Consider the following 6,034-nt stretch of genomic DNA (forward strand, 5'->3'; position numbering starts at 1 on the left):
TTATTTATTCAAAAGATTATTCAATAATTCCGGTTGGTCGGTCGTAATATAATCAATTTTACTATCGATAAAATATTGTAAATCTTCTTCGCTATTGACCGTCCAAACATTGGACTTCAACCCCAAATCACGAGCTTCTTGAATCCAAGTTGGGTTTTTCTTCAGCACGCTTAGATGATAATCAAATCCATCCAATCCGGCCTCTTTCAGCTCTGCCGGACTCTTGTCGCTATTGAGGTAATGGACTTTTGCTTGAGGATCAATCTTTTTGAAATGTAAACAAGCGTCATAATCAAATGCAATATATTCTACTTGTTGTTCGGCAGTCAGGCTTTTCACCAAGTCAACAGCCACTTCAACAGATCTGAGTGTCCGTTCCTTACCCAAACGGTTAGTTTTCAATTCGAAAATCAATTTTGTCCCCTGCTGCTTCAACCCCTCTTTAAGATACTCTTCTGCTGTAGGAATTTGTTCACCATTCGGATGTTTCTTTGTCAACAGTTCGGCATAAGTTGCCGTTGCAATGTCAATACCGTAAAAATCGTTATCATGGGTCACAACCAGCACATCATCCTTGGTTAGGTGTACATCAAATTCACTCCCCCAAGCCTTTTGCTCGACAGCTTTATTCAAAGATGCCAATGAATTTTGAGGAACTTCGGTGTTTTTCCATGCGCCACGATGTGCAATCATCTGCGTTTGGGCATAGGAGGATATGCTACAAAAAGTAATCAAAGTGAGTAATAATAATGTCCGTTTCATCTGAAATCGTTATTGAGTTTATTGCCTTATTGTGCCACTAAGATACCCATTCCAGATTAATTCTATATTAAATTATATGTTTTCCACTTTTTTAACGTTTCCTTGCGTCTTACTTTCTCCCCTCCCACTCATCGTAGAATTGCTGTAAAAAACCTTCCATATATCGGTGGCGTTCATCTGCAATTTGTTTTCCTGTTTGCGTATTCATACGATCTTTGAGCAAGAGTAACTTTTCGTAAAAGTGGTTAATCGTAGGTGCCGTTGTATTTTTATAGGCTTCCTTTGAAAGATTTTCTTCGACCGGAATAGTCGGATTGTATATTTCACGGTTCTTATATCCACCATAGTTAAAAGCACGGGCTATACCTATAGCACCAATTGCATCCAGCCGATCAGCATCCTGCACAATTTCCAACTCCTTGGAGTGGAAAACCACCTCTCCCAAAGAAGCCTTGTACGACATATTCAAGATGATTTGTTGCACATGCTCGATGCGTTCGGTATCTAATCCTACTGAATGGAGAAATTCTCCAGCAATACGAGGCCCTAAGCTTTCATCTCCATCATGAAATTTGCTATCGGCGATATCATGCAACAAAGCCGTCAGTTCACAGACCAATACATCCGCCTGCTCTGTTTGCAAAATAAGCTTTGTGTTGTTCCACACCCGAAGAATATGCCACCAATCGTGTCCAGACTCGGCATTTTTCAGTCTCTCCTGTACAAATTCTACCGTTTGCTGAATGATGTTTTCTTTGTTCATTGTGCTGAAAATATGAAATTATACTACTCGACTTATAGACCTTGTTTATATTTTTTGCCGTGCTTCAACAGGCTCAGCATGACAAAAAACAACAGTATCACCTTGAGCCTGTCGAAGGGTCTATTTTAAATAAAGTCTTCAAAACCTTATAGGTCTTTAATCTTTTACTTAGACTTCCGAAGTTTAACTTCGTTGAGGGTTTCGCCATGTTGGAAACTTCGGAAGTCTTTGCTTATTACTCCTTTTTATCTTCTTTTGTACCTTCGTACAGCTCGTATTGCAACAAACGACAGTCCAGTTTTCCATTGAAAAACTCAAATCGTCGAGACGCACGCAAACCTATTTTTTTAGCTAGTTCCGGATTCCCGGTGAAGATATAGCCACGATAACCGCGGCATTTTTGCTTCATAAAATCTCCCATCCGTTTGTAGGTGATTTCCAATCGTGCATGTGTTCCTAAACGTTCACCATATTCCGGATTGAACATAATTACTCCTGGGGCTTCCGGGATCGTTGTTTCCTCGAAATCGCAGACCTCAAAAGTAATCAGATGCTCTACTCCTGCGTTGCGCGCATTGAGCTTGGCAATTTCGATAGCTTCCCTGGAAATATCAGAAGCGATGATGCTGGGAATATTCGTTTTTTCTGTAATATCTTTTAACCTTCGGCGCTCTTCAAAGAAAACCTCCTCATTATAGCCTATAAAATGCATAAACGAATAATTCATCCGCAACAGTCCCGGCATACGATTTTGTGCCATCAAAGCGGCTTCAATAGCCAAAGTGCCAGATCCACACATCGGGTTCACAAAAGGTGTTTTACCATCCCACGCCGTTGCCATGATGGTAGAGGCTGCCAAAGCTTCCAACATCGGCGCTTTACCCGGATGTTTACGATACCCATGCTTAGCCAGAGTCTCACCAGACGTATCAATGAAAATCTCAGCACGTTCTTCCATCCAATGCAAATGGATGACACAACGGTTAAGCTCTGGACCTGAATTCGGACGTATGCCTTTTTTGTCTTTAATCCGATCAACGATAGCATCTTTAACTTTTACATTCGCAAAAAGTGGCGTTGTAATAGTCTCATTGTGCACGTTGGACGTCACAGAAAAATAGCCGTCAAGAGGAATAATTTCTTCCCAAGCTATACGCACTAGATTTTTATATAATTCATCTGCATCGGCAGCCCTAAAGGACTTAAGCTCATATAACACCTGACTTGCCGAACGAAGGTTAAGGTTCAATCGCATACATTCGTTGACAGAAGCTTTCACTTCTACTCCCGTATTAAAAGAACGAACAATTTGAAACCCTAAATCTGTCACCTCCTGTGTAAGATAAGGAGATAATCTTCTATTACAGGTGATGATTACTTTATTTGCTGTGTTGAAAACTTCCATCATATTTTTGCAAAGTTACTTATTCTGCTTAGCAAAAAATGTTTAATTTTACAGTTTAATAGTTATTGATATGGAAATAAGAGGAAAAGTACACGAGATAGGTGCGACACAACAGGTAACAGAATCTTTCAAAAAGAGAGATTTGATAGTGGCTTATGCCGAAAACCCACAATTTGTAGAATACATCCGTTTTGAAGCGACACAGGATAGAGTAAATATCTTTGACAACCTGGCTATAGGTGATGACATAGAGGTTTCTTTTAATCTACGTGGCCGCCCTTGGACAAACAAAGAGGGAGTGACAACTTATTTCAATTCTTTAGTAGCATGGCGCGTAACGAAGTTAGCAAACACAGCTCCTGCTGCCACTGCTCCGGGCATGCCTGAAATGCCTCCTGTAGATATTTCATCTTCCGGTGCTGATGATGACGATTTACCTTTCTAAATAAAATAGAATTTTAAGGAATAGGGCTGTGCAAATGCACAGCCCTATTTTTTTAAGAAGTAATCTTATAGGTATCAAAACCCAAAAGATGCTAAAAGAATTGATTGCATGGTGATAAATGCAAATTTTAGCCTTATTTTTGGCTTAATATTTTAGAACATAGGCTTTGATGAATATCCTCTTGAGACGTATTTTTATATTTTTGGCTTTCTTTTTTATTGGTGTAAGTGCTATAGCGCAGGTTGTAGAGGAGGAATTCAGTAGTGCGCTTGACTCTGCTCGTGCTGCGGAGGATAACCGCAAGGACTCGGTTATATTTACGGCAAGGTACATCCGCTACACCACATTGGCGATGATGAAACAGTCTACGCGTACAGTACAGTTGGACACAACACATGTCAATTTTCAATATTACAACAAGCAAAATCTACCTTGGAATCCATCGATAAATTTGGGCTCTTATGGATTAGCTAGCCGAGACCTGCTTTTTGTTCCCAATAAAACCATAGGTTTTCAACCTGGATTTCATGCGTTGGAGCGATATATCATACACCCAGATTCGGTACAATATTTTCGGGCAAGAGCTCGCTATTCGGAACTCTCAGCCGTTGGTTTTTTCTTCAACGATCAAGTTTTTCGGGCACGTGTAGCGCAAAATATCAATCCCCAATTAAATATTGGGGCGGATTATTATGCCACGAATACGGATGGTTATTATGCAAATCAAGATTATAACGACCGCAAAGCAGCGGTCTACTCTTGGTACGAATCTAAGAACAACCGCTACAACCTCTTGCTTAATGCCACATTTAACAGCTTGAACTCACCTGAGAACGGGTCGATTGTAGATCGAAATATCCCTGGCGGCGATATTTTTAAAGATACGACCAGTAATAAATCCAATCTAGGTTATCTAACTCGACTCAGAGGACGGAACGCAACCCGACCGTATAACAAATGGAAAGACAATGGGCTTTTCATTCGGCAGTCTTATTTTATCGGCCGGTTAGACACTGTAAATAAAGGAACTCCAGAGATGGAAATACATCCGACTAACGCCGTGGCACACAACTCCTCTATCCGTCAGCGCAAATTTATCTTCTTTAAAAATGAAGCAGATTTGGAAGGGGCTTTTCCTTATGGCGATGCGGTTTTAGTTGATGACACCACCAGTATTACCACGATTACCAACGATTTCTCGTATAGCTTCTATCTGCGGGGTAAAGGTGTCTTTAAAAATGAAGCTAAACTGGATTTAGGTTTTCAGAACGATCTAATATGGTATAGAGACAGCCTTACCTCTGACTTTTACCAGAATAGCATGGTCAAGGGAACGTTAGGCTATAGGTTCAGTGACCGGGTCGATTTACGGGCTAGTGTCAACCAGATTGTAGTCGGCCGAAACGCAGGTGACTTCTTGTATGAAGCAAATGCTGACATTTCCTTTGGAGAGAGAGCTGGAAAGATTAGCTTAGGTGCTTATTCCCAAAATAAATCACCAGAAATGGTATTCAGCCGAATGAACTATACATATCACCAATGGGAGCACGACAATCTGGAGAAGACAAAAATACAGAACCTATCCTTTGCTTACCGAAACCCCTTATTGGGCTTCCATGGTAAAGCAGAGTATTTCCTGATGGACAACTATACTTACTTCAAGGAGATTGACAACCCCGATGACAATGAGTTATTACGGAAATTAATAGAACCTACTCAATCGGGCAATATTAACCTGTTGAAGGTCTCGGTTGGTCAAAATTTTAAATTCAGACGATTCCATCTTGACAACTTGGTCGTTTATCAGAAATCTGATGCTAATAATGAACTGGCTATTCCAGAACTATACACTTGGCACAGCTTATATTACGCCAATATACTGTACAAGGTCATGGATTTTCGACTGGGAATGGATGTACGGTTCAATACCCCTTTCCGCTCTCCTTCCTATGCCATCAATGCAGGACAGTTTTATAATGACAATGTAGGGATAGAATATTCGACATATCCTATTGCCGATGTCTGGTTTACGGGGAATATCCGACGTGTAAATTTATTTGTAAGCTATAACTTTGCAAACCAGGGCCTTTATCCAAAAGGCTATTATACAGTGAGAAGGTATCCTATGAACGATTCCAACTTCCGCTTTGGTGTATCTTGGAAATTTTACGACTAAGCTGCGGGAGCGATTCGACTTTGATACTAGCCTGCTTCGAGATTTTTCCAAGACTGGCTCCGAGAACTGGCTCTATATACGAAATACATAATCAAAAGTCTATAATACTAAAAAAGCATCGATAAATCGATGCTTTGTTGTGGGAGATACTGGGTTCGAACCAGTGACCACTTCCGACTGCTCAGTCGGAATGCCCTGAACCAGCTGAGCTAATCAAGTTGATCAAACGCTTGCGGCTCTTCCAAGATTTTATTTCTTGTTCACGATCCATGGCTTGTAATTTTTCCTCATATATTTCGGTGTAGACTATTCGCCAATCTGAGGTTCTGCCCGTAAACCCACGATGATGGTTATTATGTTTTTTGAGCCTATCGAATAAATCTGAAGTATAGCCAACGTAATATCTATCCAACGCTGAGGAATATAGCACATATACGAAATACATAATCAAAAGTCTATATACTAACAAAGCATCGATAAATC

At 40.4% G+C, this 6,034-nt stretch carries 6 protein-coding genes; 2 read left to right on the forward strand and 4 right to left on the reverse strand.

All coding sequences use genetic code 11. The annotated features are described in order from the left end of the window. The 3 genes from BM375_RS06480 to BM375_RS06490 all read right to left on the reverse strand — a co-directional run bounded on the left by BM375_RS06480 (position 1) and on the right by BM375_RS06490 (position 2,930). A complete protein-coding gene (locus BM375_RS06480) occupies positions 1-762 on the reverse strand; it encodes a glycerophosphodiester phosphodiesterase family protein (RefSeq protein WP_093364574.1) in 762 nt (253 codons plus the stop codon). Between the two features lie 109 nt (positions 763-871). After that, entirely contained in the window at positions 872-1,525 is a 654-nt protein-coding gene (locus tag BM375_RS06485; protein WP_093364576.1) for an HD domain-containing protein, read from the reverse strand. Between the two features lie 235 nt (positions 1,526-1,760). Next, positions 1,761-2,930, reverse strand: a complete 1,170-nt coding sequence (locus BM375_RS06490; RefSeq protein WP_093364617.1) for a THUMP domain-containing class I SAM-dependent RNA methyltransferase — start codon at positions 2,928-2,930, stop codon at positions 1,761-1,763. A gap of 70 nt (positions 2,931-3,000) precedes the next feature. On the opposite strand from BM375_RS06490, the gene BM375_RS06495 reads away from it, so the two are divergent. Both BM375_RS06495 and BM375_RS06500 read left to right on the forward strand, forming a co-directional pair. Further along, positions 3,001-3,375: a DUF3127 domain-containing protein gene (locus tag BM375_RS06495; RefSeq protein ID WP_093364577.1), complete on the forward strand. Its 375-nt coding sequence runs from the start codon at positions 3,001-3,003 to the stop codon at positions 3,373-3,375. Between the two features lie 169 nt (positions 3,376-3,544). Further along, entirely contained in the window at positions 3,545-5,551 is a 2,007-nt protein-coding gene (locus BM375_RS06500) for a putative porin (protein ID WP_093364579.1), read from the forward strand. A 181-nt stretch (positions 5,552-5,732) separates the two neighbouring features. Here BM375_RS06500 and BM375_RS06505 read toward each other — a convergent pair. After that, the coding region (locus tag BM375_RS06505; protein ID WP_244525840.1) for a GIY-YIG nuclease family protein at positions 5,733-6,034 on the reverse strand (302 nt) is incomplete at its 5' end.

It is taken from the genome of Sphingobacterium wenxiniae (genome assembly GCF_900116225.1).
GTDB classification, from domain to species: Bacteria; Bacteroidota; Bacteroidia; order Sphingobacteriales; family Sphingobacteriaceae; genus Sphingobacterium; species Sphingobacterium wenxiniae.